Source organism: Erythrobacter sp. YT30 (assembly GCF_001542875.1).
In the GTDB taxonomy this organism is placed as follows: Bacteria; Pseudomonadota; Alphaproteobacteria; order Sphingomonadales; family Sphingomonadaceae; genus Erythrobacter.
In genome coordinates this window covers 1,820,391-1,844,269 of sequence record NZ_LMAF01000002.1, presented here as the reverse complement: position 1 = coordinate 1,844,269, position 23,879 = coordinate 1,820,391, and the positions used below count along the sequence as shown (strand labels likewise).

27 protein-coding genes are annotated in these 23,879 nt (G+C 55.1%); 11 read left to right on the top strand and 16 right to left on the bottom strand.

Annotated elements, in window-relative coordinates; translation table 11 throughout:
• Window positions 1–205: 205 nt before the first annotated feature.
• Genes cls through AUC45_RS13475 form a run of 3 tightly spaced genes read left to right on the top strand, consistent with a single transcriptional unit; the run spans window position 206 to window position 3,576 of the window.
• On the top strand, window positions 206–1,594 hold the full coding sequence (cls, locus tag AUC45_RS13485; protein WP_233998781.1) for a cardiolipin synthase: 1,389 nt from the start codon (window positions 206–208) through the stop codon (window positions 1,592–1,594).
• Entirely contained in the window at window positions 1,594–2,298 is a 705-nt protein-coding gene (locus tag AUC45_RS13480; protein ID WP_067603437.1) for an endonuclease/exonuclease/phosphatase family protein, read from the top strand. Before cls ends, AUC45_RS13480 begins: the two co-directional genes overlap by 1 nt.
• Before the next feature lie 21 nt (window positions 2,299–2,319).
• Complete coding sequence (locus tag AUC45_RS13475) at window positions 2,320–3,576, top strand: APC family permease (protein ID WP_067603433.1); 1,257 nt, start codon at window positions 2,320–2,322, stop codon at window positions 3,574–3,576.
• Between the two features lie 12 nt (window positions 3,577–3,588).
• On the opposite strand, the gene AUC45_RS13470 is transcribed toward AUC45_RS13475, so the two are convergent.
• Genes AUC45_RS13470 through AUC45_RS13460 form a run of 3 tightly spaced genes read right to left on the bottom strand, consistent with a single transcriptional unit; the run spans window position 3,589 to window position 6,771 of the window.
• Window positions 3,589–5,040, bottom strand: coding sequence for an amidohydrolase family protein (locus AUC45_RS13470; RefSeq protein WP_156423858.1), 1,452 nt, complete (start codon window positions 5,038–5,040; stop codon window positions 3,589–3,591).
• A gap of 44 nt (window positions 5,041–5,084) precedes the next feature.
• On the bottom strand, window positions 5,085–5,909 hold the full coding sequence (locus AUC45_RS13465) for a DUF6544 family protein (protein WP_156423857.1): 825 nt from the start codon (window positions 5,907–5,909) through the stop codon (window positions 5,085–5,087).
• Between the two features lie 34 nt (window positions 5,910–5,943).
• Complete coding sequence (locus AUC45_RS13460) at window positions 5,944–6,771, bottom strand: universal stress protein (RefSeq protein ID WP_156423856.1); 828 nt, start codon at window positions 6,769–6,771, stop codon at window positions 5,944–5,946.
• Between the two features lie 155 nt (window positions 6,772–6,926).
• Between AUC45_RS13460 and AUC45_RS13455 the strand changes: the two genes are divergently transcribed.
• The 3 genes from AUC45_RS13455 (at window position 6,927) to AUC45_RS13445 (ending at window position 9,679) form a co-directional block, all read left to right on the top strand.
• Window positions 6,927–7,244 (top strand): TraR/DksA family transcriptional regulator, encoded by a 318-nt coding sequence (locus tag AUC45_RS13455; protein ID WP_067603422.1) that lies wholly within the window; start codon window positions 6,927–6,929, stop codon window positions 7,242–7,244.
• Window positions 7,245–7,363: 119 nt separating this feature from the next.
• Window positions 7,364–8,566: a polymer-forming cytoskeletal protein gene (locus AUC45_RS13450; RefSeq protein ID WP_067603420.1), complete on the top strand. Its 1,203-nt coding sequence runs from the start codon at window positions 7,364–7,366 to the stop codon at window positions 8,564–8,566.
• Between the two features lie 90 nt (window positions 8,567–8,656).
• Window positions 8,657–9,679 (top strand): sodium:calcium antiporter, encoded by a 1,023-nt coding sequence (locus tag AUC45_RS13445; RefSeq protein ID WP_067603417.1) that lies wholly within the window; start codon window positions 8,657–8,659, stop codon window positions 9,677–9,679.
• A gap of 45 nt (window positions 9,680–9,724) precedes the next feature.
• Here AUC45_RS13445 and AUC45_RS13440 read toward each other — a convergent pair whose 3' ends face one another.
• From AUC45_RS13440 to AUC45_RS13390, 11 genes are all read right to left on the bottom strand, one after another.
• Entirely contained in the window at window positions 9,725–10,315 is a 591-nt protein-coding gene (locus AUC45_RS13440) for a hypothetical protein (protein ID WP_233998779.1), read from the bottom strand.
• 95 nt (window positions 10,316–10,410) lie between these two features.
• The gene (locus AUC45_RS13435) at window positions 10,411–12,183 is read right to left on the bottom strand and encodes a SulP family inorganic anion transporter (protein ID WP_197409578.1); all 1,773 of its coding nucleotides are present in this window, start codon (window positions 12,181–12,183) and stop codon (window positions 10,411–10,413) included.
• Window positions 12,184–12,192: 9 nt separating this feature from the next.
• Complete coding sequence (locus tag AUC45_RS13430) at window positions 12,193–12,627, bottom strand: DUF6691 family protein (protein ID WP_067603415.1); 435 nt, start codon at window positions 12,625–12,627, stop codon at window positions 12,193–12,195.
• Window positions 12,628–12,634: 7 nt separating this feature from the next.
• The gene (locus tag AUC45_RS13425; RefSeq protein ID WP_067603410.1) at window positions 12,635–13,072 is read right to left on the bottom strand and encodes a YeeE/YedE family protein; all 438 of its coding nucleotides are present in this window, start codon (window positions 13,070–13,072) and stop codon (window positions 12,635–12,637) included.
• A 14-nt stretch (window positions 13,073–13,086) separates the two neighbouring features.
• Window positions 13,087–13,980 (bottom strand): MBL fold metallo-hydrolase, encoded by an 894-nt coding sequence (locus AUC45_RS13420; RefSeq protein WP_369815251.1) that lies wholly within the window; start codon window positions 13,978–13,980, stop codon window positions 13,087–13,089.
• A 41-nt stretch (window positions 13,981–14,021) separates the two neighbouring features.
• Window positions 14,022–14,390 (bottom strand): helix-turn-helix transcriptional regulator, encoded by a 369-nt coding sequence (locus AUC45_RS13415; RefSeq protein ID WP_233998777.1) that lies wholly within the window; start codon window positions 14,388–14,390, stop codon window positions 14,022–14,024.
• 126 nt (window positions 14,391–14,516) lie between these two features.
• Window positions 14,517–15,020, bottom strand: a complete 504-nt coding sequence (locus AUC45_RS13410; RefSeq protein ID WP_067603406.1) for an Hsp20/alpha crystallin family protein — start codon at window positions 15,018–15,020, stop codon at window positions 14,517–14,519.
• Window positions 15,021–15,098: 78 nt separating this feature from the next.
• A complete protein-coding gene (locus tag AUC45_RS13405; RefSeq protein WP_067603404.1) occupies window positions 15,099–15,686 on the bottom strand; it encodes a GNAT family N-acetyltransferase in 588 nt (195 codons plus the stop codon).
• Window positions 15,674–16,891, bottom strand: coding sequence for a L,D-transpeptidase family protein (locus tag AUC45_RS13400; protein WP_067603403.1), 1,218 nt, complete (start codon window positions 16,889–16,891; stop codon window positions 15,674–15,676). The genes AUC45_RS13405 and AUC45_RS13400 overlap by 13 nt, the downstream gene beginning before the upstream one ends.
• On the bottom strand, window positions 16,888–17,904 hold the full coding sequence (locus AUC45_RS13395) for a zinc-dependent alcohol dehydrogenase family protein (protein WP_233998775.1): 1,017 nt from the start codon (window positions 17,902–17,904) through the stop codon (window positions 16,888–16,890). The genes AUC45_RS13400 and AUC45_RS13395 overlap by 4 nt, the downstream gene beginning before the upstream one ends.
• Window positions 17,901–18,476 carry an NAD(P)H-dependent oxidoreductase gene (locus AUC45_RS13390; RefSeq protein ID WP_067603402.1) on the bottom strand — a complete coding sequence of 192 codons (576 nt, stop codon included), beginning with the start codon at window positions 18,474–18,476 and terminating at the stop codon, window positions 17,901–17,903. The genes AUC45_RS13395 and AUC45_RS13390 overlap by 4 nt, the downstream gene beginning before the upstream one ends.
• A 102-nt stretch (window positions 18,477–18,578) precedes the next feature.
• On the opposite strand from AUC45_RS13390, the gene AUC45_RS13385 reads away from it, so the two are divergent.
• The 5 genes from AUC45_RS13385 to AUC45_RS13365 all read left to right on the top strand — a co-directional run bounded on the left by AUC45_RS13385 (window position 18,579) and on the right by AUC45_RS13365 (window position 22,921).
• Window positions 18,579–19,742 carry a sensor histidine kinase gene (locus AUC45_RS13385; RefSeq protein ID WP_233998773.1) on the top strand — a complete coding sequence of 388 codons (1,164 nt, stop codon included), beginning with the start codon at window positions 18,579–18,581 and terminating at the stop codon, window positions 19,740–19,742.
• Window positions 19,729–20,400, top strand: coding sequence for a response regulator transcription factor (locus tag AUC45_RS13380; RefSeq protein WP_067603400.1), 672 nt, complete (start codon window positions 19,729–19,731; stop codon window positions 20,398–20,400). Before AUC45_RS13385 ends, AUC45_RS13380 begins: the two co-directional genes overlap by 14 nt.
• Window positions 20,401–20,992: 592 nt before the next feature.
• Window positions 20,993–21,253 (top strand): hypothetical protein, encoded by a 261-nt coding sequence (locus tag AUC45_RS13375; protein ID WP_156423855.1) that lies wholly within the window; start codon window positions 20,993–20,995, stop codon window positions 21,251–21,253.
• A gap of 7 nt (window positions 21,254–21,260) precedes the next feature.
• The gene (locus tag AUC45_RS16055) at window positions 21,261–21,581 is read left to right on the top strand and encodes a hypothetical protein (RefSeq protein WP_067603398.1); all 321 of its coding nucleotides are present in this window, start codon (window positions 21,261–21,263) and stop codon (window positions 21,579–21,581) included.
• Window positions 21,560–22,921 (top strand): MBL fold metallo-hydrolase RNA specificity domain-containing protein, encoded by a 1,362-nt coding sequence (locus AUC45_RS13365; protein ID WP_067603396.1) that lies wholly within the window; start codon window positions 21,560–21,562, stop codon window positions 22,919–22,921. Before AUC45_RS16055 ends, AUC45_RS13365 begins: the two co-directional genes overlap by 22 nt.
• 53 nt (window positions 22,922–22,974) lie before the next feature.
• Here AUC45_RS13365 and AUC45_RS15915 read toward each other — a convergent pair whose 3' ends face one another.
• Window positions 22,975–23,142 carry a hypothetical protein gene (locus AUC45_RS15915; RefSeq protein ID WP_197409576.1) on the bottom strand — a complete coding sequence of 56 codons (168 nt, stop codon included), beginning with the start codon at window positions 23,140–23,142 and terminating at the stop codon, window positions 22,975–22,977.
• A gap of 44 nt (window positions 23,143–23,186) precedes the next feature.
• Window positions 23,187–23,630 carry a host attachment protein gene (locus AUC45_RS13360; protein WP_082701133.1) on the bottom strand — a complete coding sequence of 148 codons (444 nt, stop codon included), beginning with the start codon at window positions 23,628–23,630 and terminating at the stop codon, window positions 23,187–23,189.
• Window positions 23,631–23,879: the final 249 nt, after the last annotated feature.

Genomic DNA, 23,879 nt, shown 5'->3' with positions numbered 1-23,879 from the left:
ATGATGGCGGGGCGGATTTTCCTGGGCTTCGGCTCTTGGGAAGTCGTACTCGATTTCATTTCGCGGAGAAGCTAAGTCGGTCGTTCCATGCCAAGCAATCACGCCGATTGTCCCTAACAGGAGCACTGCCCTGAAGCCAATCGATCCAACGATCATCACAGACCTACTGCCAATCTGGACTTCTTGGCTGTGGGCGAACAAATTTGTGGTCGCCGGTTGGATCATCGCTCTGGTAGCTTTCGTGCTTGTTCCTTTTCGCAGGCCTCCTGCCGAAGCACGCAGCTGGCTGCTTGTCTTTTTGGGTCTGCCATGGGTCGCGCTGGTGGCCTATGCACTGATAGGACGACCGTATTTCGCCGCAGATCGAAAGGCTCGGATCGAGCAGCTCCCTGCGCTTTTGGAACGCATCCAATCGCTAATTGAAGACGCTGGAGCACGGCCGGACCTGTCTCCCGACAACAAAGCAGTCGAGAGCCTTGCCAAAGGCATCGGCGGTTTTCCCGCAACCCGGGGGAACAAGATTGAGATGCTCGATATCTACGAACAAGCTGTCGACGCAATCATCGAGGATATCGATGCGGCAAAGCATCATGTCCATCTTGAGTTCTACATATTCAGGGATGATCGCATAGGCAGGCTCATTATCGATGCACTCGAAAAGGCAACTGAGCGGGGTGTTCGATGTCGTCTTCTTGTCGACGCGCTAGGCTCTTACGGTTCTTTGCGAAAGCTGAAACGACGCTTGAAAGGTGTTGGTGTTGAAGTGCACGATATTCTTCCCCTTCGCCGGCGTCTGCGAAGTTCGAGGGTCGATCTGCGCAATCACCGCAAGATCGCAGTAATCGACGGCACAGTGGGATATACTGGTTCGCAGAATATCTGGGACCCGACCCAACATTCGCGACGTGTGAACAAGGATTTGCTGCTTCGGATCGAAGGACCGGCAGTCTCGCAACTCCAAGCCGTGTTTGCCCTCGATTGGTATCTCGAAACAGTTGGGGAGCTGTTGAGTGCGGACCTCTTTCCGGCAGCTGCGAAATCAGAAGGCTGCACTGCACAAATAGTGGCGACAGGACCGGAGAACCCTGAAGTTGGAGTGGACCTCATCTTTGCTCAGGCCATGTACAACGCTGCCGAAGAGATCGTCATCACAACACCCTATTTCATTCCCAACGACGCGATGATTTCTGCCATAAAGGCTGCGACACTTGGCGGGGTTCGAGTGTGTCTGATCACACCTGAGCGCAGCGATCACCGCCTGGTTGGGCTGGCGCAGCAAAGCTATTATTCCGAGCTTATGACCGCAGGCCTGGAAATCTACCTCCACGGCCCCGAATTTCTCCACGCCAAACACTTCCGCGTCGATCACGAGGTAACAATCGTCGGAACAAGCAATATGGACGTACGATCTTTCGAGTTGAATGCTGAAATAGATCTGATTTCGTTTGATGCTGGTGTTGCCGAAGAGTTACGTCAGATCGAGCAAGAGCTGCTGCAGAGTTGCAAGAGGCTTTCTTTGGAGACTTGGACTCAGCGCTCCCTGCCCTCGAAAGTGGCCCAAAACACAGCACGTTTGATGGCGGATCTGATCTGATGGATGCCACTGAACTAAAGATCGCGAGCTACAATATTCGCAAGGCTATCGGCACCGACAGGACGCGCAGGCCTATTCGTATCCTGAATGTCCTTGAAGAAATCGATGCGGATATCGTGGTCCTGCAGGAGGCTGATCGTCGATTTGGCAAACGTCAGAGCGCGCTACCCGCCTTCCTGATCGAGGCGCATTCAGACTACAAAGCCGTGCCCCTCGATGTCCAACGCGATTCCATGGGATGGCACGGAAATGCAATTCTCGTGCGTGAGGACATCGAAATCGAACATCACGACATCATCCATATTCCCTACCTTGAACCGAGAGGCGTCATCACCGCCAGATTGAAAGTAAGGGGGCAGACACTGTCCGTTTTCGGTATGCACCTTGATCTCTCCGGTCTTTGGCGGACAAAGCAGGCCAACGTAATCGCCGATCTTGCGCGGGAAGAACAACAGCATGGCCCGACCATTCTGACCGGCGATCTGAACGAATGGCGCCGCAACGCTGGTTGCCTCAAGGTTTTTCAAAGATACTTCTCTGTCCTCGATTGCGGGCGAAGCTTTCACAGCCAGCGCCCGCTCGCCCGGCTTGATCGCATCATGCATTGCGACCGGGTCGAAGCATTGGAATGGGGCGTCCACCATAGCTCTCTTGCGACACGGGCGTCCGATCACCTGCCTGTGTGGGCAAGATTGAAGCTCTGACATGGACAGCAAATTCGCTACATGACTAAGTCCGAGGCTCTTGACGAACTTCCGCACACCCAAGATCGCGAGAAAAGCCCCAAGCTAAAGCGGGCACTCTCCTGGCCTTTGCTCAGCCTCTATGGCCTTGGGGTCACTCTTGGCGCTGGGATATATGTTCTTATCGGTGCCACGGCTGAGCAGGCTGGCATTTACGCACCGATCTCGTTTCTGATCGCAGCGGCGATTGTCGGTATCACGGCGCTGTCCTACATCGAGCTGGCGACCCGGTATCCCGTTAGCTCTGGGGCTGCAGCTTACGTCGAAGCGGGCTTTCATAAGCCCTGGCTAACTACGTCGATCGGCCTTCTGATCGCTCTGTCAGGCATCGTGTCGGCGTCTGCGGTGGCGATTGGTGCAGGAGGATACCTTAGCGGACTGACCGGATTGCCCATCCCAATTCTGGCGATCATGACGGTGATAGTCATGGGGTTGCTCGCCGCGTGGGGCATAAAAGAATCCGTCACCGCTGCTGCTGTCATCACCCTCATCGAGATTGCTGGGTTGCTCCTCGTCATCGGATGGAGTTTCGCTGGTCCAGCTCCAGTAATTGTCCCAGCGGTCGATTTGCTGCCCAAATTCGAGGTAGCTCATTGGTTTGGAATCTTTGCCGCTTCTACGCTGGCATTTTTTGCCTTCATCGGGTTCGAGGATATGGCGAGCGTGGCTGAGGAGGTAAAGGAACCACGCCGCGCCTATCCAAGGGCTGTGCTTGTAACTTTGGCTGTATCAAGCGCTCTCTATGTTTTGACGACCATCGCCGCCATAATGACAATCCCGATAGAGGCGCTTGCGCGCAGCTCATCACCTCTTTTGCTTGCATTCGATAATGCGCCAAGGCTCCTGCGAGATGCCTTTGGGGTTATCGCGGTAGTTGCAACCGTAAACGGCATCCTGATCCAGATCATCATGGCGTCGCGGATGGTCTATGGCATGGCGGATAGAGGCTATCTGCCGCGGCAATTCGCCTGGGTTTCGAAGCGCACTCAGACCCCGCTGGTGGCAACCTTGGCGGTCGTTCTGGTGATCATCACGCTCTCCCAACTCTTTCCTATCGAACTGCTTGCGGAGCGCACGTCGCAGATTGTTCTGGTGACTTTCGTGCTCGTCAACATATCGCTGCTGCGGGTGAAACGTGGCGAGGATCGGGCACCACATGAGTGTTTCATTGTTCCGCCGATTGTCCCTTTGATCGGTGCGCTTGCTTGCGGGTTCTTGTTGACCTTGGGCCTCCTGTAGCGCGCCGCGTGATCACTCGTCCGAGCGAGCCTTCTCGCGCAAATCTGCACCCATCGCTGCGAGCGCTTCGCTATCGAGCAGTCGTCCATTGACGATCACTGCATGAGGTTCGCGCAAAGTCTCCAGCCCTTCCAATGGGTTGGCGTCAAGTAGAACAAGGTCGGCACGCCGTCCTATCGCTACTGTCCCATCTTGGTCACCAAGCTCGAAGAAACGTGGAGGTGCCACCGTTGCGGTGTAGAGGGCCTCACGTGGAGTCAGTCCAATCTCAACATAAAGGTCAAGCTCGTCGAGCAAAGAAAATCCATGAAACAGATAGGGATTGGCGAAGGACGCATCGGACGAAGCAAGGATCGGCACGCCCGCGCGATGCGCCAATAGGAACGTCTTTCGGTCGAGAGCGATGCTTTCCTGTGCCAAGCCGCGAACCTCATCGGTCATCGCTTGCAATCGGAAATCGGGCCGGCCCCAGGCTTCGCGCACTTGCGGAGGGATTAGCTGCATCCTTGGCGCGTCGGCCGAAGGCCAGTTTCCAAGGTAGAAATCGGCGACAACCAAGGTTGGACTGACGTGAAGTCCGGCGGACGCAACTTGCGCAAGAACTCGCAGGCAAAGCTGTTCGTCCCAACTCTCCAGGATGATCCGATTTCGCGAAGCCATAATGGCAAAAACTTCTTCCCTTGCAGCCTCTCGCTCCATTGCTGCCCGGAGTTCGCCGATCATTCGATCCTCCGCAGTCGAGCATGCCATCGGGATGCGCCCGAAATGCTCCATCCCGTCTTGTCCCGCGGCTATGGCTGTCTCTAGCCCCACCCGCTCTGGAATATGCCCGACGATGCGAAGGCCGGCGCCTTCGCTTGCCTCTGCTAGGGCGAGATATGTTGCTTCATCTAGCATCGAATAGGATTTGACTGCAGCCCAGCCTTCTTCTTCTATTTGAGCCACAACTTTCCGCGCTTCAGCGGGTGTGTCGGCCAAAAACATACCCGGCCAAGAACCCGGTCTCGCATCAACCCAAGCACCAGACAGAATTAGCCTTGGTCCAAGTACAGTGCCCGTCTCGATCTTTGCTTGAAGCGCTTGTTGATCCTCAATCGGCCACAATGCACCCATATCGCGCACACCAGTGATACCATGCATCAGATATAGTGGCAGCGCCGTGTCAGGCTCGTTCGGCGATGAAAAAATATGGACATGGCTATCCCACAGGCCGGGAATCAGAAATTTGCCTTCGCCATCTATGCGCTCTGCCGTGACAGGAGGTTCAAATCGTTCGGCAATTCGGGTGATCCGATTGCCTTCGATCAGAACCGTTTGATGCTCGGTAATCTCGCCATTCTCAACGTCGACGATATTGACGTTCTCAATGACGACATCTGCGTGCGCGGAGTCGGCGGCAAATGTAAGGTAAACGCAGCATAGTATAGCTCTGCTGATCGTACTTTTGATGGCCCCACCGATCATTGGCAATCTCCAGTCTTTCTTTTCTCGCAACTTGCCAACGTTGATCACCGAGCCTCATACTTGACCAAACGCAGGTGACCATAGGTAAAAGGGCCTTCGGGCAGATGCCAGATCGCATCGCCCTCGCTTGCGAGGCGCCAATTGCCGAACCTGCGATAATTCCCGAGCGGCGTCGACCAGCGTGCAGTGCGCAAAGTACCGTCCTTTTGCATCATGCCCCGATCTTCGGAGATGAAGTCCACCAGTTCACCTGCATCATTGAAAATTAGCTCTGCCGAAACCGTGTTTGCCCCAAGCGTGAATTCGACCTTGGCGCTCTTGTCATCGACTGCGGTCCATTTCAGCCGCTGATCGACGAGCCTCGATGGAGCGAAAAAGGCAATATCATTGAGTATTGTTACCGTCTCGGTGCGAGTCAGTTCAGGGCCACTTGCGTCCACGACATTCATTAACCCCGCAGCGCGAACCTTCATCGTTGCCCGATCAGCGTCGAAGTCATGCAACACACTGATGGGCAATCCCTTCATGTGCGTTCGCATGAAGAAAAGGCGGTGCATCTCGTCGAAACGATCATATTGCGATGCCGGGCCGGTCATGCCTTTGGCTCCCGGAGCATCGTACATGGTCGCTTCGAATTCCATCTTGATTTCGGTAACGACCGGTTCGCCAATCGAACCGGTAATTTCAATGTAGCGCTGCACTGGCTTGGGAAGATGTGCGATGTCTTTGTTTTCTAGTTTCTTTACTTCCAGCAACGGCTCCCAAGACGCCTCACGACGCCGGCGCTTAAACTCACGCGATAGGTTGGTCGACCATGCGTAGACTGCGCTGCCAAGAATGAGCGTGCCTAGAGCCCTAGCTATCCACATGGCCGGTAGTCTCCGTTAAAGCCCAGAGCATCAACTAGTGGGACAGGAACAGAGGCAATTGCGGCTCGCGAAGCATATCGCGCGTTACGCCGCCAAGTATCCGCTCACGGAAGCGAGAGTGGCCATAGGCTCCCATAACGAGGTATCCCGCCTCGCGGATCTTGGATGCTGTCACGAGAGTTTCGGCAATCGAGTCGCCTTTCTTTCTAGGAAGCTCGATCAACTCGCTCGTTATATCGTTTTGAGCCAGATATTCCGAAGCCTGCATGGAAGGCAGGTCAAACTTCTCCTCCCGTTTGGTCTTTTTCTTCTCCTCGACTGTGAGAATTTGAACAGAACTGCTTCGGCTCAGGAGTGGCAGCGCGGCTCTCAGGGCATGCGCACTTTCCGGTGCTCCATTCCAAGCCACCGTAACCGGTCCATCGACATCGAAGGACTTCACATGTTCCGGAACAACCAATATCGGAGCGCGAACGCGCTCGAGCAGTTCCCCTACAAACCTCGATGGCGAGCCCTTAAGCTGTAGCGGATCGTGCGCACCGACAATAACGAGGTCATGAATGGGCGCATGGCATGCGATGAGATTCATCGCTGAACCGCCCGATGAAGCCCAACTCCAGGCAACCCCTTCGTTGGAAAGCTCTTTCTCCACTTTGGCGCGAAACTTCTTTGAAGTCTTGGTGTACTCAACCATCATTTCGGCCGACATGGCACCATAGAAGTCGGTTGGCATACCGAAGTCATAGGGAGCAGCTTGCGCGCAAGTGAGGCGTCCTTTGCACTGTCGTGCAATATCAAGCGCGACTTGAAGCCGTGCTTCAAAGCATTTGTCGTCGTAAACGTGCAGAAGAATGGATCGCATCGGAATTTCTTTCACTGGAGGGTATGAAGTGCGGTCAAAATAGCCTGCCTCACTACATTCGAACTACGTAAATTGCCGTAGCGCCTTGGGCGTCCGGTGCGCCCTAAGAAGAGAGATCGCCGTGGTGGTCACGGCTGCTTATCCGGATTGCACCCATGACAAAAAATGCCCAATTCGCAACTGTCCTCAAAGCACGTTTCAAGGATCTTCTTGATCGCGCAGAGATCATTGAGGACGACCTGCGCCACCCGCTCGATGCCGATTTCAGCGAGCAAGCGGTTGATTTGGCCGATGACGAGGCGCTGGAAGGCATTGATGATGCGCTCAGAGCCGAGATGAAACAGATTGGCTATGCCTTGGCGCGCATCGAGAACGGGACTTACGGGACATGCGCTCAATGTGGCAACGCGATCGCCGAGGAACGGCTTAAAGCCCGCCCGATTGCAACTCGCTGCATCGCTTGCGCTTCGTAAATCTGTCGAGAAAAGGCAACTGAGCGCATCATCCGGACATTTACGGATACTGGCTACCAACCACGAGCGGCACAATTGGTAAATAGTCGGGCAAAGCGCTCGGCGTGAAGGGATTTGCCATGACTGTCTTCAAAAATGTGCCTCTCAAACGCCTTACACTTGGATTGATCGCCGCATGTGGCGCTCTTGCCTTGCCAGCAAGTACCGTTGGCCAAAGTGTAGAAGAGTCGAACTCAACAAACGCATTTTTGGAAAGCGACATGGTTTTCGCCGCTGCCGAGGATCTGAACGTTTCACAAAAGACAACGGATGATCTCTTTGCCGCTGGAAGTACGATTGAGGTGAGCGGCGCAGAGGCTGATCACCTCTTTCTTGCTGGCGGCGATTTGAGAGTATCGAATGCTCAAGTGAATGATCTTATTGCAGCCGGAGGGGATATCCAGATGGACGCTGCAACAGTCGCCGACGATGTCATTATCGCTGGCGGTGAAGTCGTCGCGAGAGAGACTTTCGAGATCGGTGGCACTGCTGTCGTCGCTGGCGGAGAGGTGCGTTTCGAAGCACCAGTTGGCCAGGACCTTCGGATTGGCGCGAACGAAATATTCGTGAACTCAGTTGTTTCGGGAACGGCTCGTTTGTCGGGTGATACGATCACTTTTGGCCCCAGGGCTCGGATCGAAGGCGATCTCATATATCGCGGCTCCAATCTGGTGGTTGACCCGGCAGCAGTTATTGAGGGAGAGCGGACCCAGCTGCAATCTTCCGACGCCTACGAAGTAGAAGACGCAGCAAAGGGTGTTGGACAGTTCTTTTTGTTCTTCAGCATATCGATGATCATCAGCTACTTCGTGATAGTCGCTCTGCTCGTCTTGATTGTCCCGCGCGTGATGCACGCAACTTCGCAAATGCTCGGTGGGAAGCCACTTCAAGCCCTTGGCATAGGCGTCCTGTTTGCGTTCATAGTCCCGGTATTGGGAGTTTTGCTTTTTTGGACTGGTGTCGGAATCCCACTCGCCATCTTCCTGTTCGTGGCGTCACTAGCCCTCACTCCAATTGCTGTTGCAGTCACCGCACACTTCATCGGTATGGCTGCGCGCAAAGCGCTCACGCGAAAGGCCGGAGATGCCGAGAGCACATTTGAGCAAATCATGTGGCCGTTGGGTGGCGTTGTAGTCCTATTGGCGCTCGCACTGATCCCCATTGTTGGCTTGGTCGTTATGCTCCTCGCGATGCTGTTCGGGCTCGGTGCATTTGGCAGGCAGGTGTTGGGCATGCTTTCCAATCCGCCTCAAGCCGCTCCAACCGCGCCCGCAATGGCTTGATGGGATGACCGATTGAATTGTCGGAACCACGGCGGCCCGAAAAGCGTGTCGCCGTGTCCAACTGCAAGATTGCCGTAAAAGAGCCCGCCAATGACGCCATTGTGGCAATCGGTCTTTGTTTTTGTTCTAGCAGCGTCAGCTGTCTGGTGGGCTGGCACTAGGCTCCCAGCATACGTCGTGGCCTTAAGCGACAAGACCGGCATCGGTCAGGGTATAGCGGGAATGCTGGTGCTTGGTGGCATCACGTCCCTTCCCGAACTCGCCACTGGAACCACAGCAGCTGCCATCGGCGTTCCGCTCCTTTCGTTGGACGATATATTGGGCAGTGCGAGCCTTAACCTACTGCTACTGGCTCTTGCAGATATGGCCATGGGGTCAAAGCCCTTGACGTCGGTTGTCGCGCGCCCGGTGACCCTGATCCAGGGTGTTTTGAGCATGACGCTTTTTGCATTTGTGGGGGCGGCCATCGGTATCGGTGGAGGTGATTGGGGCGGACCCGCCAGTGCCTGGTCCTTTGCCATTTTCGCTTGCGTCGTCGTTGCCCTCCTTATCTCTGATCGCGCCGAACGCCGCCCAATGTGGCAGGTCGTTAATCCACCTGACCTCGAAGTGACCGAGGAAGCGCGTCAGAGATCTATTCCAACGGGCAGACTTGCTCTCGCGCTTACCGGTTTCTCAACCGTCATCCTTGTTGGAGGAGTTACTCTTGCCAATGCTGGGGAAACCATTGCCATCGAGACTGGATTGAGCACGGGTGTTGTCGGCCTGCTCATAATCGCAGTGGCAACATCATTGCCCGAAGCCAGCGCCATTCTGGGGGCAATGCCACATCGACGCTACGAACTCGCTATCGGCGAAATTTTCGGCTCGAACATGTTCAATCTCGCGATAATCCTTGCGATTGATCTCGTGGCTCCGGGACCCAGTGTAATCGAGCAGGCAGGTGGCTTTGAAATAGCGGCAACCATGTTGGCCCTGCTTCTGACAGGGTTGTTTGTAATAGGTCTGATTGAGCGGCGAGATCGTACAGTCCTGCGGATGGGCGAAGACTCTATCGCAGCGATTATCGTCTATTTCGCCGGTGTCACTCTGCTCCTGTCTCTTGCGCCATGACGGTGCCCCTCATCTCAGGTTCAGTCGCATTTTTGTGACTCGTCTCTATTGTTCGGGATATTCAATCTGTGGAGAGAGACGCTCGCTTACTTCGCGAGCATCGAAGCTGCGCAAATTGCCGTTAGGCCGAGTGCCCTTGCCAAGCGCAATATCGGCGCTTGCCTCGAACCTCTCGATAGTTCGTACGCTATAGCGGTCTGCCCAGAACGGATCTCCATAATACGGATACCAATGATACCAGCCCGCTCCCACGCGGTAATATCGCCAGTATGGCCGCCAATATCCGTACCGATTGGCAAACCAGGGATCGTACAATAGGTCGCGCTGAAATTCGCGCTGGATCTGGTGCTCTACCTCTCGATCCTCAATTATGAAGTAATCATAGCCTTTGAGCAGCGTCAGTTCGGCGGCGCGAAAAAGCAGATAGCTCTCAACCCGTTCGCGTGACGTGAGGCGGTTGCCAGCAAAGCTCACCCTGTAGTGCGTTTCGTCAATGCGAAGGTCGGAATATCCACCCGATACTCTGCTTCCTGCACTCAGGGGTTGGTACGGGGTGATGCTCATTGCGCATCCCGTCATGATGAGCGCAACAGCCCCGGTCATTGCCATTGTAAAAGCGCGAAACCTTGTACGCATGCGACTTGATCCTCCTTCGAATACGCCGAAGGAAAGTGAGCTAGTTGGCACCAAGGAGATATAGGTAAATCTCCGATGGTCTCCTTAATCGGAGGTCAAATCAGACCACGCGCGTGCCAGTGATCCTCACCCTCTGGTTCACCGCTTGTCAGCTGGATCAAGTGAGCGATTGCTCTGTCGTGCGTCAGGAACACTATGCCATGAAGCTCCTCAAGGATGTCGGAATTTTTCAGCGCATCCATCACCGGTCCTTTGATCTCAGATAGGTGGAGGCTGATCCCGGCATCGGCCAACCTGTGATTAATCGCCTCCAGACTTTCGAGACCAGATGCATCAATCGAATTCACCGCCGAACACAGGAGGACGACATGACGCAGTTCAGGCTTCTCCGCCATGCGCTCGAGCACGTAATCTTCCAGCCAGCGAGCGTTGAGGAATATCAGACTTTCATCGATGCGGATCGAGAGGATATGAGGCCATGTAATGACCTCGTGACGGTCTATGTTTCGGTAATGCTCTGATCCCGGCACACGGCCGACCACTGCTGCATGGGGTCGAGAAGCTCTCCAGAGATAGAGTATCAGACCGGTGACCACGCCCACAATGACGCCTACTTCTACGCCCATTGCCAGCGTCATCACAATGGTCGCAGTGTGGGCGGCAAAGTCGCTCTTTGAATACTTCCACAGGTGCAGCGGTGTCTTAAAGTCAATGAGACTAACTACTGCGACGATAATGGTCGCTGCGAGGGTAGCGATGGGAAGCAAGAACAGGAGCGGGGTGAGAAAGATCGAAGCCAGACCAATGCCCACCGCGGTATATGCTCCTGCTGCAGGAGTGCGCGCTCCTGCATCGAAATTCACCACCGAACGTGCAAAGCCCCCTGTAACGGGATACCCACCTGAAAAGGCGGCTGCGATATTACTCGCGCCAAGGCCGACAAGCTCTTGATCAGGCGAGATGCGCTGGCGGCGTTTGGCGGCGAGCGTCTGAGCGACCGAGACGCTTTCGACAAAACCGATTATTGAGATAAGCAGCGCGGGTAACCAGAGCTGGCTCCACAGGCCGAAATCGACTTGAGGCACTGCGAACGGCGGGAGCCCGCTTGGGATTGCACCAACGACAGCGACGCCGCGTTCCGTGAGCCCGCCGAGCATCACCGCGAGGATTGCAGCGATCACTGCCAGAATTGGGCCGGCCTTTGCCAGTATGTCGGCGATGTTCGGCTTGAAGCCGAGGATCACAAGAAGCGGCTTGGCGCCCTTTCGCACCCAGAACAGGAAAGCGAGACTGCTGACGCCGATTAGGATAGTCGGGATGTTAAAGTCGCCGATGTTGGGCGCCAGCCCTTTAATCTGTTTCGGGAGTGTATCCCCCCCTCCCTCAATCCCGAGGATGTGCCTTAGCTGGCTTGTAGCAATCAGGATGCCGCTTGCAGTGATAAACCCTGAGATCACAGGGTGCGAAAGGAGGTTGGCCAAAAAGCCTGCGCGCACAAATCCCAGAACTGCAAGCATAATCCCAGAAAGAAAGGCCAGAGTAATGGCCGCTTCGAGATACTCGGCTGTCCCGGTTGCGGCCACGCTTCCTGCTGCCGATGCCGTCATGAGTGAAATGACAGCGACGGGTCCCACCGCGAGCGTTCGGCTCGTTCCTAGTAGAGCGTATGCCACAAGCGGCAGGATCGAGGCATAGAGACCCACCACCGGAGGCAAACCAGCGAGCAACGCATAAGCAAGACTTTGCGGAATAAGCATAATGGTGACGATCACAGCCGCCATCACGTCGCTGCCCAAGGCACCGCGATTATACTCCCGCACCCACTCGAGGATCGGGAGATATCCGGCAAAGCGGGACAAGGCCTTCACCCTAGACCATCATGCTACGGATCGCTGGCTTTGGACTAACTCGCTCGACAGCCGGAAGAGCCACATCCCAGCAAGCATGGCCGCCACGAAAACGATTGGCTGCCAATCTGCGAAAGCGATACCTGCAATCGCAGGTCCCGGACAATATCCGGCAAGCCCCCAACCCGCACCGAAGATAAGGGCGCGGATGATCAATCTTCCATCAATCGTGCGGTTTTGGGGCACGAAGAATTTCTCTTCGATCAGCGGTCGTGTGAGTTTCTTTGAGAACCAATAAGCGATGGCAGAAGGGATTATCGCGCCACCCATGACGAATGCCAGCGCTGGATCCCAATCGCCAAATACATCGAGGAAAGCGAGCACACGGGCCGGATTGACCATGTCGGAAACAACCAGCCCGCCTCCAAAAAATGCTCCAGCCATAAGTGCGATGAGAATTCTCATGAAGGCCTTATCCAGCTGCGAGGAAACGAGTGGCCGCGACAATCGCGAAGCCAGTGAACATAAAGGATCCCGTAGCTACAAGTGAGCGCGGCGAGAGGCGCGCCATGCCGCACACCCCATGTCCGCTAGTGCAGCCATTGCCCATTCTCGTGCCGACACCCACCAAAAGCCCCGCCGCGATCAATAACGGGACTGAATTTGTAACGACGATTTCGGGAGACCGCACCCGTGAACCAACCAGGAATGCGCCAATAGGCATTCCAATCACGAATGCCATCGCCTGTCCCATAGGCATACCTCCACTCGAGGTTCCCGTCGCGCGAGCAACGATGCCACTGATCCCCGCTATGCGCCCGGAAAAAATAAGCAGCACGCCTGCAGCAACGCCGATCATCAGGCCGCCGCCTAGCGCGACAAACGGATCCATCGGATCAATTGGAGACATCGCCTGACCTTTTCTTAGAGGCTGTTGAGAGGCAGTTTCAGATAACGCGTGCCATTTGGCTCCGGTTCGGGGAGGTGCCCGGCACGCATGTTAATCTGGATCGAAGGGAGGATGAGCTTCGGCATACCCAGCGTCTTGTCGCGCGCAGTGCGCATGGCGACAAAGTCATCTTCGCTTATGCCATCATGCGCGTGGACGTTTTCCTCGCGCTGCTTTCCGACCGTGGTTTCCCAAACGAAATCCTCGCGTCCTGGCGCCTTGTAATCGTGGCACAAGAAGACGCGTGTTGCGTCAGGCAATGCCATAAGGCGGCGGATCGAACGGAACAGTGTCCGCGCATCGCCGCCGGGAAAATCTGCCCGGGCAGTGCCGTAGTCGGGCATGAACATTGTGTCGCCCACGAACACCGCATCGCCAATGACATAGGCTAGATCAGCTGGAGTGTGGCCTGGAACATGAAGAGCAAGGATCTCCAACTCGCCAAGCTGCAACTGCTCCCCATCGCTAATCAAACGGTCGAATTGCGAGCCATCGCGTGCGAAGCTGGTGCCTTCGTTGAATACCTTGCCGAATACCTCCTGTACGGTCAGGATTTCGTGACCGATTACGATCTCTCCGCCCAGCTGCTCCTGCATATATGGGGCGGCGGAGAGGTGATCGGCGTGTGCGTGAGTCTCGAGGATGAATTCCACTCCCAACCCAGCATCGCGGATGTAGTCGATCATTGCATCTGCAAAAGCGCTCGAGGTTCGGCCTGATGCCTGATCGAAGTCGAGCACCGAATCTATGATCGCGGCACGACTGGTGGCCCGATCGTGCACGACGTAAGAGGCGGTGAACGTGGGTTCGTGAAAGAAACCGCGAACAATTGGCGCGGTTGCCTCCCCGCTAATGACCTGCCCGATCATGTCGCTCGCAGTCGTAATGTGCTGATCAAGCGTCATGGTCGTCATGTTCGTTCCTCACCATCGATTTGCTGCTCGTTGGTGCAAAAGAGATCATGCAGCGTTTCGAGTATGCGTTCGGCGCGCCAGTCGGCGATCCTGTAAAAGAGCGTTTGAGCCTCGCGGCGGTAGGCGATCATTCCCTGAGCGCGCAGCTTTGCAAGATGCTGCGACAAGGCCGATTGGCTTATCCCGATGCGATCAACCAATTGCCCCACTGATAGTTCTTGCGCATCGATAAGGTGGCAAAGGATCAGTAGCCGGGGCCGGTTCGAAAGCGCGCGCAGATAGTCCGCAGCCTCGCCAGCATTTGCCTTCATTGCTTCGAAGTCGAGTGAGCTTTCAATGTTCATCTCAGCAATGTATAAACACATTCTAAATTAGCAACACCTAATTTAGAATCTAATAGACCTTCATTGCTGAAAAAGGGCCATCCCGCCCCGGTTGGATTGGCGCAGGATGGCCCGTGAGCTGGCTAGAGGTTCTCTCCCCAACCCCGCTCAGCTCTTTGCGGAAATCTCAATTTTGCGCCCCTTGTCAGGAGCGGTTTTGATCCGCGGGATAGTGATTGCGATCACGCCATTTTCAGAACTCGCCTCAATGCCTTCGACATCGCAATCAGCTGGAAGCGCAACTCGCCGCTCGAACATCCCATAGCTACGCTCGGAGACTGTATAGTCGCGCTCCTTCTCTTCGCGCTCTTCCTTTTTCTCGCCTTTCACGATCAGCAGATCGCCTTCGACGCTGATATCGACTTCATCTCCTGGCACGCCGGGCAATTCGACCGAAAGATGGTATTCCTTGTCCGTCTCCCGCATCTCCAATGCAGGCATCGGCAATGACGCCAGGTAGCGAATTCCAAGATTTGTCGCCGGAAACCGGGGTGGGAATTCGTCGAAAATCCGATCGACTTCTCCGCGCAGCCGGTTGAACGGTTCGCGTAGGTAATCCGAAAGGCCGGAATGTTCGCGTGGTCTTTCGGCAAGCATTGTTTCGTCACTCATTTCAGGTCTCCCAAGTGTCTCGTTAAGGGGGAGGCCTTTTTACTTCTCGAAACGCTCCGTCCAGATACGGAAACCTCCTTAGGCGGGGCTTTGGAACTCCTTTTCAGCGACTATCATGCCCGGATGATCGGGGCAGGATTTGATTCTGAAACCCATCTCTCGTTCCAGCTTCACCGCATCATGTTGGTCAGCGCTCTCAAGCGAGGTAAGCTTCTTCACTCCCATAGCTTTCGCATAGCGAACGGCGTGATCGAGCAACGCCCAACTAATCCCCAACCCCTTTGAATCTTCCCGCGTACAGACGGCGAATTCGGCGCGTTCAAAAGTCTTGTCAGCGCCAAGCATCGCACTGGCCAAAATCTCACCCGTCCATGGATCGAAAGCGAGGAAATCGATGGTCCAAGCGTTTGAGTCGTCGACCATCTCCGTCAGCCGGTCTTCATCGACCTTGCGTATGCCCGACAGGAAGCGGAAATAGATGTCGCTGCGCGCGACGCCATCGAAGAAACGCCTGAGAGCCTCTTTGTCATCGGGCCGCGCCGGGGTGATCAAAATCTCGACGCCTCCTTGAGTGGTGACTTCAGCGCTCCAATCGCCTTCGGCTTCACGATTGGAAAAGCGCTTTGTACTCTCAACTGGCGATTTAGTGACGTTCAGCTCTGGCATGCATGCTCTCCTTCGATCCTGTAGAGTTTGATCGAAGCAAGTTTCAAAGGTGATCCGTAAACCCCCGTAGACCCCAAATAGAAGGTATTGGTCAGCTTCACCGGATCACGATTGTAGACGTCTTCCAAAAAGCGAATGCTGCCATTTTTTGTGGGCTCGGCGGTAAAATAGGTAACGTAGAGTAGGACGCTTTCTGAAAGATCGAATGTCTGCGTTTTGCCGGTAGCGACCTCGCGCTCTACGCGAGCAAAGTCCCATCCATCACGAGCGAAGAGTGTACCAACAAAACTCAACGCTTGGTCCACCCTGATGCATCCGTGGCTGAAGAACCGGCGATCTTCAGCAAACAATTCACGATTGGAAGTGTCGTGTAGGAACACGCTATAGGGATTGGGCATGACCAATTTCATTCGACCCAAAGCGTTGTTATCGCCTGGCATCTGCCTGTATCGACCATTTTGGAAGACATAACCGCGAGCGCGCGCTGCAGCCGGGCTCCGTCTGACGAAACCGGCAATGCCTTCGCGGGCGATGCTTGAAGGGATTTCCCACCAGGGATTGAGTACGACCCCGCTTACTTTCGTGGTGAAAACCGGAGTGCGCGTGACAGGCTTGCCCACAATCACTCGCCGTCTGTCCTTTTCGACTCCCTCCTCCCACAAGGTCAGTTCCTGTGCGGCAATGTTCACGAGCAAGTAACGCTTACCGAGCTGCGCGGGCATCCAGCGCCATCGCTCTAGATTGGCAATGATGACGCGGCGTCGATCGGGATCGCTTTCCTTGGCAAGAGCATCGATCAGAGCGGCGTAGTGTGAATGCGTTGGGCGAGTGGATCGGAGATATAGGTCGAGGTAGCCAGCTTCCAAGGCCAGCTGCAACCCGGCTTGCAGGTCCGCGTCATTTGACCGGCCATCAATGTGCCACCATGAAGCTTTGGCCGTGCCGCAGCACCGTCCCCGCCATGCTTGCATTAATGTGAGAGCTGCCTGATCAGCTACGGGACCGAGGCGGTCGAGATCGCCCGCGTCAATTGCGGCGCGCAACTCACTGCTCTCGTTATCGGGCAGATCGAGCCCCTCCCCTGCCGCGCGCTCCATCCAACGATACAGAATTTCCGCCTCGGCGGTAGACCATGAGCTCTGTGCATGTGCTGGCTGCGCAATGACGGCCAACGCTGAGAGAAGAACCAAGCCCAGGCGCATCATGGCACGAGCACTGCCGCGCCTGTAATTGTGCCTGAGCGAAGTCTTTCAAGCGCTTCATTCGCCTGATGCAGCGGGAAGGTTTCGATGTGCGTTTGCACCGGGATTGCAGAGATTGCTGCGAAGAAGCTCTCGCCATCTGCACGCGTCAGGTTTGCCACAGAGCGAATGTGTCGCTCACCCCATAACAATTCGTAAGGGAATGACGGGATGTCACTCATATGAATTCCCGCACATACCACGGTTCCTCCCTTGCGGACTGCGGCCAGTGCCTGCGGCACTAGCTCTCCTGCCGGCGCAAAGATTATCGCTGCATCCAACTCAAAAGGAGGCAGCATGTCAGAACCACCGGCCCACACACACCCCATTTTCCGCGCGAAGTCTTGGGCTGTATCATCCCCAAGCCTAGTGAAGGCGGCGATCTTGCAGCCTAGTCCTGTCGCAAGCTGTGCCACAATATGCGCTGAGGCCCCGAAGCCATAAAAGCCAATCCGCAAAGCGTCACCGCACATCGAGAACGCACGATACCCGATCAAGCCAGCGCAAAGCAGCGGTGCTGCGTGAATGTCATCAATGTTTGGCGGGATAGCGAAGCAGTAGTCAGCATTTGCGATGCAATGTGACGCAAATCCACCATTAACCGAAAACCCGGTAAAGCTGGGTTCGTCACACAGGTTTTCCTGGCGGTGTCGACAATAACTACATCGACCGCATGATGAACCAAGCCAAGGCACTCCTACCCGCTCACCAATGGCGAAGCGGCTCACCTGATCGCCCTTCGCAACCACGCGGCCAACCACTTCATGGCCGGGCACGATCGGTAGTGTGTTTTCGATATCGCCATCCACTATGTGGAGGTCAGTGCGGCATACCCCGCAGGCAAGGACCTCCAACAATATCTCTTTTGCTTCGGGCATTGGAACGGGTCGCTCAACCATTTGAAGCGGCGATCCCACAGACGAAAATTCCATGGCTTTCATGGTCACCACCGAAATATCGTCAGCAATTAAGTTCATCGCCCGCGCCGTCCGAGTTCCTCGACCCGCCGCAGCCATTTCTTGCGATAGCCAGGCCAACTGTCCACGCGGCCAATGATCGTTGTGAAAACCGGATCGATGCCGACAAAATGGAGAATGTGCCGCTTCAGGCTCTTCACACTGTGAGAACCGAAGAAAAAACGATAGATCGGCGCGGGCGTGCCCATAGTCACAATGACACGTGCTAACTTGCCCTTCAGCAATGCTCGCCATTTCGCCTTTGCCGTGATTTCGACAGCAAAGCCTGGCCGGAATACCTGCTCAAAGAAGGCTTTCAGCAGTGCTGGCACATCACCCATCCAAAGAGGATAGAGGATGACGATGTGATCGGCCCAGGCAATGTCTTTCTGTGCTTTTACGATGTCCTCTTCCGGCTCTAGATCGTTCCAGAGTCGGGGTTCTCGGAGCATCGCAAACTCAAGGAAACCGATATCGATCCTTCTAACCTGATGCCGCTCCTCAGCGCCCATCTGATACGCCGACGCGAAAGCCGGCACAAAGTGCTTTGGTTCTCCGCTTGGATGACCATTGATGATGAGGATGCGCGTCATGGGGCTGGAATGCCCAAGGCCTGACTCCCCATGTATCCGTAATTATCCTAAGGTCCTTAAGAAACCGAAGGCCATGTTGGTCTTGGAGGTTTGGTAGATAGCGTGACGCGGACGGAGCTTAAATCGAAAAGGCCAAAATCGTTCATCGCCCTGCGCACGGCGGAGGAACTGCACGCGCTTATCGATACTGTGCCCGATGCCATGGTGATTTCTGATCATGACGGCGCAATTCAGTCATTCAGCAGGGGTGCACAAAACATGTTCGGATATGCTGAGCATGAAGTGATCGGCGAGAATGTGAGCCTATTGATGCCTTCCCCTGACCGGGAAGGCCACGACCAGTACATGCACAAATACTTGGAAACAGGCGCGGCCAAAATCATCGGCATCGGTCGCGTTACAACAGCTCGCCATCGCGACGGGAGCACGTTTCCGATCAAGTTGGCTGTCGGTGATCTCAAGCTCGCCGATCAACGCGGTTTCGTTGCCTACATTCGCGATCTAAGCGAATCTCGTGAGACCGAGCGGGAATTGCACACTCTCCAAAACGAGCTTGCACACGTTTCTCGTATCTCGTCGATGGGTTCGTTAGCCACCTCACTCGCGCACGAGCTTAACCAGCCACTTACCGCAGTCACGAACTACGCGCATTCGGCCCGAGATTTGCTGGCCGATCCCTCGCTTGAAAACATCAAACTCGTGCGTGAGGCGATGGACGAATGCGCAAATCAAGCCCTGCGCGCAGGTCAGATCGTCCACCGGCTGCGTGACTTCATCAAGCATGGTGAAACTGACAGGCAAGTTGCAAGTCTTGGCCGCATAATCCAGGAAGCGTCAGCGTTGGCTCTCATGAATGGCGACGGTCAGGGCGTAGACTTTGAAACCGAGCTCGATGCCGCCGCCGACGAAGTGCTGGTCGATCCAGTGCAGGTGCAGCAAGTAGTGCTCAACCTGATCCGCAATGCATTGGAAGCCATGCACGAATCTCGCCACAAGCAGCTTCGAGTACAGACCGAGCGAGTAGCTAGCAGATTTGCCCAGATAACAGTCGCCGATAGTGGGCCTGGAATGAATCAAAAGGTCGCCGAACGTCTCTTCCACCCCTTCAACACATCGAAAGCTGATGGCATGGGGTTGGGACTTTCGATCTGTCACACGATCGTGCAATCGCATAATGGGAAAATCTGGGTGGAAAAGTCTGAGTTGGGCGGAACTGCATTTCATTTCACAATACCGCTTGCGGAGGTGGAGAATGGCCAAGACTGACTACTCGATCTACCTAGTCGATGATGACGACACCGTTCGCCGCTCGGTTGGTTTCATGCTCAAAACCTCCGGACACAAAGTCATTGCATTTGAAGACGGAGCCAAGTTTCTCAAAGAGGTGAAAGGTCTTGAACCGGGATGCGTGCTCCTCGACATCCAAATGCCGGAAATCGACGGCCTTGAAGTCCAGGCTGAGTTGCGTGAGCGCGGCGTAGCCTTTCCTGTTGTCGTGATGACCGGGCATGGCGATGTCGATGTGGCTGTGCGCGCAATGAAAGCAGGAGCCGTGGACTTTATCGAGAAGCCTTTTGCCAAAGAGACGATGATCGAAGCCATTGGTGAAGCTTTCGACCAGTTGGACAGGTCCAGCGAAAAGAGCAAAAGGCGCGAGGAAGCCGAACTGCTGGTGAACGGCCTAACGCGCCGCGAGCATGAGGTTCTGGTAGGGCTCACCAAAGGCCATCCGAACAAGACGATCGGCTATGATCTCGATATCAGTGCACGCACAGTGGAAATTCACCGCGCCAATCTGATGAAGAAACTGAACGTCTACAACTTGTCGGACCTGCTGCGTATCGCATTCGCTGCCGGTGTGGGCGAAGAACCGGCCGCGATACGGGAGCCCGTCGTCAATTCCGATACGACACCAACCGCCTGAAGCCGCTTAGTCGATCCGAATATTTGCCACCACGAATGGCAAAGGTTTGTTTTCTGTTTCTGAGACGTAGATCGTCGACGCGATAACTAGGGCACAATCCTCGAACCAACCGATCATAGAGCCCTCACTCTCAATACCTGATGAGACCATCTCCCATCGCGAACAGTTCTGCCTGAGCTTACCCGATCGGATTTTTTCGCTTGGCCAAAACCGCCGAACTGTTGAGCGATTGGGATCTAGTGAGTGAATTTCCCCGTCTATGTGTCCGTTCGCTTTTAATGGAATACGAAGCAGGTACCCTCGAACTGCCGAGCCGAACGGAAATGCGCTCGACGGGCCATGCTCAAGCCTGACTAGTCTCCACGGCATCGTCTGACCGTCCCCCAATCTCTAGGGCTGAAACGCAATTGCGCTACTACTCTGATCAGGGAGATCATCTCAGATCCATCACGGCGGTCATTCCGTAAATCCCCCTAGATCTTTGGTATTATGCTGAATGCGCCTCTGGCCGCTCAAACTAAGGATGTTTCCGGATAAGCTGCGCTCTTCGCACCGGCGATAACAGTGCCCGCAAAACAGCGAGGACACTGCAATGGCTACCGGAAACAAATCTTCATTCTCACCATTCTGGGTAATCTTGATGCTGCTTCTGTTAGTCTTAGGGGCGGTGTTCTTCTTCATCGACTTTACGCAGGGGGAACAGGCACCTGAACGAGAACTCGAGCAGCCCTCCACAGAGTGGACCACTGCACCAGAGGGCGGAGTTGAAGTCGACTTGCCGGACACTCCGATGCGGGTTGTACCGGAAGAGGAGACAACACCCGAGGAACCGTTGCAGGGTGAGGAGCAATAACCCACTTATGCTGCGCGCTGACGTCATTCAGCATGCAAGCTATGTTGGAAGACAAAAAACGGCTGGAGAGGTCTTGCGCCCTGCCATTCACGTGGTTCCTATTTATTCCCGCGCGGAAAAGGTAGCTGACATGAATTCCGATGGCGCCTCCATAGCGGGCATAACCTACCCCGGAGGCGAGTTTGCGGGTATCGTCAACTGGCGCAATCTGATCGACGCGATGAAAATTGACCATGCTTTTGGCCGAGCGCAGCCACGCAGTCAGGAAGCGAACCTCGCTCTAGACTTGCAGATCGGAGATTTGAGATCCTCAACCTCACTTTTCTAGGGGCTGCCGATACAGTCACGGGCGCCAAGTTTCTCGTCGAAACCTCACGCAGTAAAGTACTGGTCGATTGTGGTCTCTTTCAAGGCTACAAGGTCCTGAGGGTTCGAAACCGCAATCACTTGCCTGTCGATCCTGCAAGTATCGATGCAGTGGTCCTGACACATGCACACCTTGATCACTCAGGCTACCTACCTTTGCTGGTGAAGAATGGCTTCATGGGGCAGGTGATATGTACTGAGGCCACACGCGCACTCTGCGGTCTCCTTCTCCCGGATAGCGGATACCTGCTCGAAGCGGACGCGCGGTATGCCAACAGACGCGGCTTCAGCAAACATAGCCCGGCGCTGCCTCTTTACACCCGCGCGGACGCTCTAGAAGCGCTTAAGCAACTCACGCCAAAGCCTTTCGGCAAGCGCGTCGATGTGACCGAAGACTGTACGATCCGATTTCGATATGCTGGCCATATTCTGGGAGCTGGGACAGTCGAGATGATTGTCGATGGCATTCGCATCGTTTTTTCAGGAGATCTAGGTCGGTACGACGATCCTTTGATGTTCGATCCCCAGCCAGTGCCGGAAGCCGACTACCTGCTCGTGGAGTCGACATATGGTGATCGGCTACATCCAGAGATTGACCCGCAGGAAGAGCTTGAAGAAGTCATCAAGAGGACCATCACTCGCGGCGGGAGCGTGATAATCCCCTCTTTCGCAGTCGGTCGCGCGCAATCCTTGTTGTTTCACATCGACGCCATACGTCAACGCGGAAACATCCCCGACGTCCCCGTCTATCTCGACAGTCCGATGGCTTGCAGTGCAACCGATATGTTCTGCCAATATTCATCCGACCACCGCCTCAGCGCCCAGCAGTGCCGGGGGGCTTGGGATGATGTGATCTACACGCGCGATGTTGAGCACTCAAAGAGGCTCGACACAGAACCGGGATCAAAAATCATCATCTCTGCCAGCGGCATGGTGACCGGCGGGCGCATACTTCACCGCCTCAAACGGTATGCCCCAGACGAAAAAAGCGCGATTGTAATGGCAGGCTATCAAGCGGGCGGTACACGCGGGGCAGCACTCTTGAAAGGCGCTGAGGCAATCAAAATCCATGGGGATTATGTGCCGGTAAGGGCTGAAGTGAAATCGCTCGACATGTTGTCAGCTCATGCGGACAGAGACGAACTGCTGCGCTGGCTGGGCGAATTCAAATCACTTCCCAAAGAGTGTTTCGTCGTTCACGGCGAATCCGAAGCGTCCGACCGCTTTCGGCTCAGGATCGCAGAAGAGTTTTCATGGAAAGTGCGGGTGCCGGAGCATGGCGAACGGGTCGCTCTACACTAGGCACGGCTGCACTGCTGAGACAGCCTCACCAAACGGCTGCCAAGAACCAACATTCACTCCGGAGTGGGAAACTCATCTGGCGAGGTACCAGGTTCGTTTATACCCGGCTGTAGTGGCTCGGTTTCTGGTGGTTGGGCAGGGTCAGGAGCAGGCTCGCGCGCGGGGCGCTCCGGCGGCGCTTTCGGCTCTATACGGTCTGGCTCTGGAGGTTGGGTAGCCATAGAGGTGTCTCCGTTCGAAAATGCAAAGAAGTCGGCAGGATTGGTCAAGTCTCTCTCAAAGAAATGATCGATACGATTTGCTCTGGCGCGTGATTGACGACATCCTTGTCAATCTCCGCAAGGATCGCTGGCTTCAGCTTTTCCGGACAGCACTTACGGAGTTCGCCAAGCACTGACGGTGCAGCAAGCACGATGACACCGCCGCCTTCTTCCGACTGATACTTGTCGAGAGTTGCCAAAGCGCTGCGTGTGAATTCCTGTTCTGCCCGTTCATGCAGGTCGGTTTCGCTCATTGCGCTCCGCCTGGGCGAAGCGCTGGAGAATGATCGGCCCGGACGATCCGAGCCCTGACTGCTTGATCGCGGGTTTTCATTCTGCTCGGAAGCGAGCAGTTGAAGCACAGGTTTGCGAGTGTCGCCGGAGTTCCTGAACAATTGCATCTTACTGCCATCAAGAGCCATCACCATCGTGCCCGTAGCAATCCTCATATCAAAACTCCCAAAGATCAAAGCTAGATCTGGAAGTGCTAGCCACCGGACAGAGGACACTCACTAAGGGAACATCCTAGGGTGGGTGGAATTGCCTTTCTGTGGTGATGGAAAGCACTAGAGCCTAGATTCTACAGGTAGGTTTTCTGACTGCGGCTGGAATTGGCATCACAGATTCAGCTCAATTCCTATTCCGAATAGCTGGAGCATTGGCGCGCTCAAACAGGAGCCCAACCGAATTTAGGTTGG

Bases quoted from the DNA above. Each gene is read 5' to 3' on its own strand.
- AUC45_RS13455 (WP_067603422.1), top strand. From the start codon at position 6,927: ATGACAAAAAATGCCCAATTCGCAACTGTCCTCAAAGCACGTTTCAAG.
- AUC45_RS13420 (WP_369815251.1), bottom strand. From the start codon at position 13,980: ATGATCGGGCAGGTCATTAGCGGGGAGGCAACCGCGCCAATTGTTCGC.
- AUC45_RS13480 (WP_067603437.1), top strand. From the start codon at position 1,594: ATGGATGCCACTGAACTAAAGATCGCGAGCTACAATATTCGCAAGGCT.
- AUC45_RS13450 (WP_067603420.1), top strand. From the start codon at position 7,364: ATGACTGTCTTCAAAAATGTGCCTCTCAAACGCCTTACACTTGGATTG.
- AUC45_RS13430 (WP_067603415.1), bottom strand. From the start codon at position 12,627: ATGAGAATTCTCATCGCACTTATGGCTGGAGCATTTTTTGGAGGCGGG.
- AUC45_RS13360 (WP_082701133.1), bottom strand. From the start codon at position 23,630: ATGAGGATTGCTACGGGCACGATGGTGATGGCTCTTGATGGCAGTAAG.
- AUC45_RS13375 (WP_156423855.1), top strand. From the start codon at position 20,993: ATGGCTACCGGAAACAAATCTTCATTCTCACCATTCTGGGTAATCTTG.
- AUC45_RS13445 (WP_067603417.1), top strand. From the start codon at position 8,657: ATGACGCCATTGTGGCAATCGGTCTTTGTTTTTGTTCTAGCAGCGTCA.
- AUC45_RS13405 (WP_067603404.1), bottom strand. From the start codon at position 15,686: ATGCCAGAGCTGAACGTCACTAAATCGCCAGTTGAGAGTACAAAGCGC.
- AUC45_RS16055 (WP_067603398.1), top strand. From the start codon at position 21,261: ATGCTGCGCGCTGACGTCATTCAGCATGCAAGCTATGTTGGAAGACAA.
- AUC45_RS13440 (WP_233998779.1), bottom strand. From the start codon at position 10,315: ATGCGTACAAGGTTTCGCGCTTTTACAATGGCAATGACCGGGGCTGTT.
- AUC45_RS13475 (WP_067603433.1), top strand. From the start codon at position 2,320: ATGACTAAGTCCGAGGCTCTTGACGAACTTCCGCACACCCAAGATCGC.
- AUC45_RS13460 (WP_156423856.1), bottom strand. From the start codon at position 6,771: ATGCGATCCATTCTTCTGCACGTTTACGACGACAAATGCTTTGAAGCA.
- AUC45_RS13400 (WP_067603403.1), bottom strand. From the start codon at position 16,891: ATGATGCGCCTGGGCTTGGTTCTTCTCTCAGCGTTGGCCGTCATTGCG.
- AUC45_RS13415 (WP_233998777.1), bottom strand. From the start codon at position 14,390: ATGTGTTTATACATTGCTGAGATGAACATTGAAAGCTCACTCGACTTC.
- AUC45_RS15915 (WP_197409576.1), bottom strand. From the start codon at position 23,142: ATGGCTACCCAACCTCCAGAGCCAGACCGTATAGAGCCGAAAGCGCCG.
- AUC45_RS13465 (WP_156423857.1), bottom strand. From the start codon at position 5,909: ATGTGGATAGCTAGGGCTCTAGGCACGCTCATTCTTGGCAGCGCAGTC.
- AUC45_RS13395 (WP_233998775.1), bottom strand. From the start codon at position 17,904: ATGAACTTAATTGCTGACGATATTTCGGTGGTGACCATGAAAGCCATG.
- AUC45_RS13380 (WP_067603400.1), top strand. From the start codon at position 19,729: ATGGCCAAGACTGACTACTCGATCTACCTAGTCGATGATGACGACACC.
- AUC45_RS13410 (WP_067603406.1), bottom strand. From the start codon at position 15,020: ATGAGTGACGAAACAATGCTTGCCGAAAGACCACGCGAACATTCCGGC.
- AUC45_RS13425 (WP_067603410.1), bottom strand. From the start codon at position 13,072: ATGTCTCCAATTGATCCGATGGATCCGTTTGTCGCGCTAGGCGGCGGC.
- AUC45_RS13390 (WP_067603402.1), bottom strand. From the start codon at position 18,476: ATGACGCGCATCCTCATCATCAATGGTCATCCAAGCGGAGAACCAAAG.
- AUC45_RS13470 (WP_156423858.1), bottom strand. From the start codon at position 5,040: ATGATCGGTGGGGCCATCAAAAGTACGATCAGCAGAGCTATACTATGC.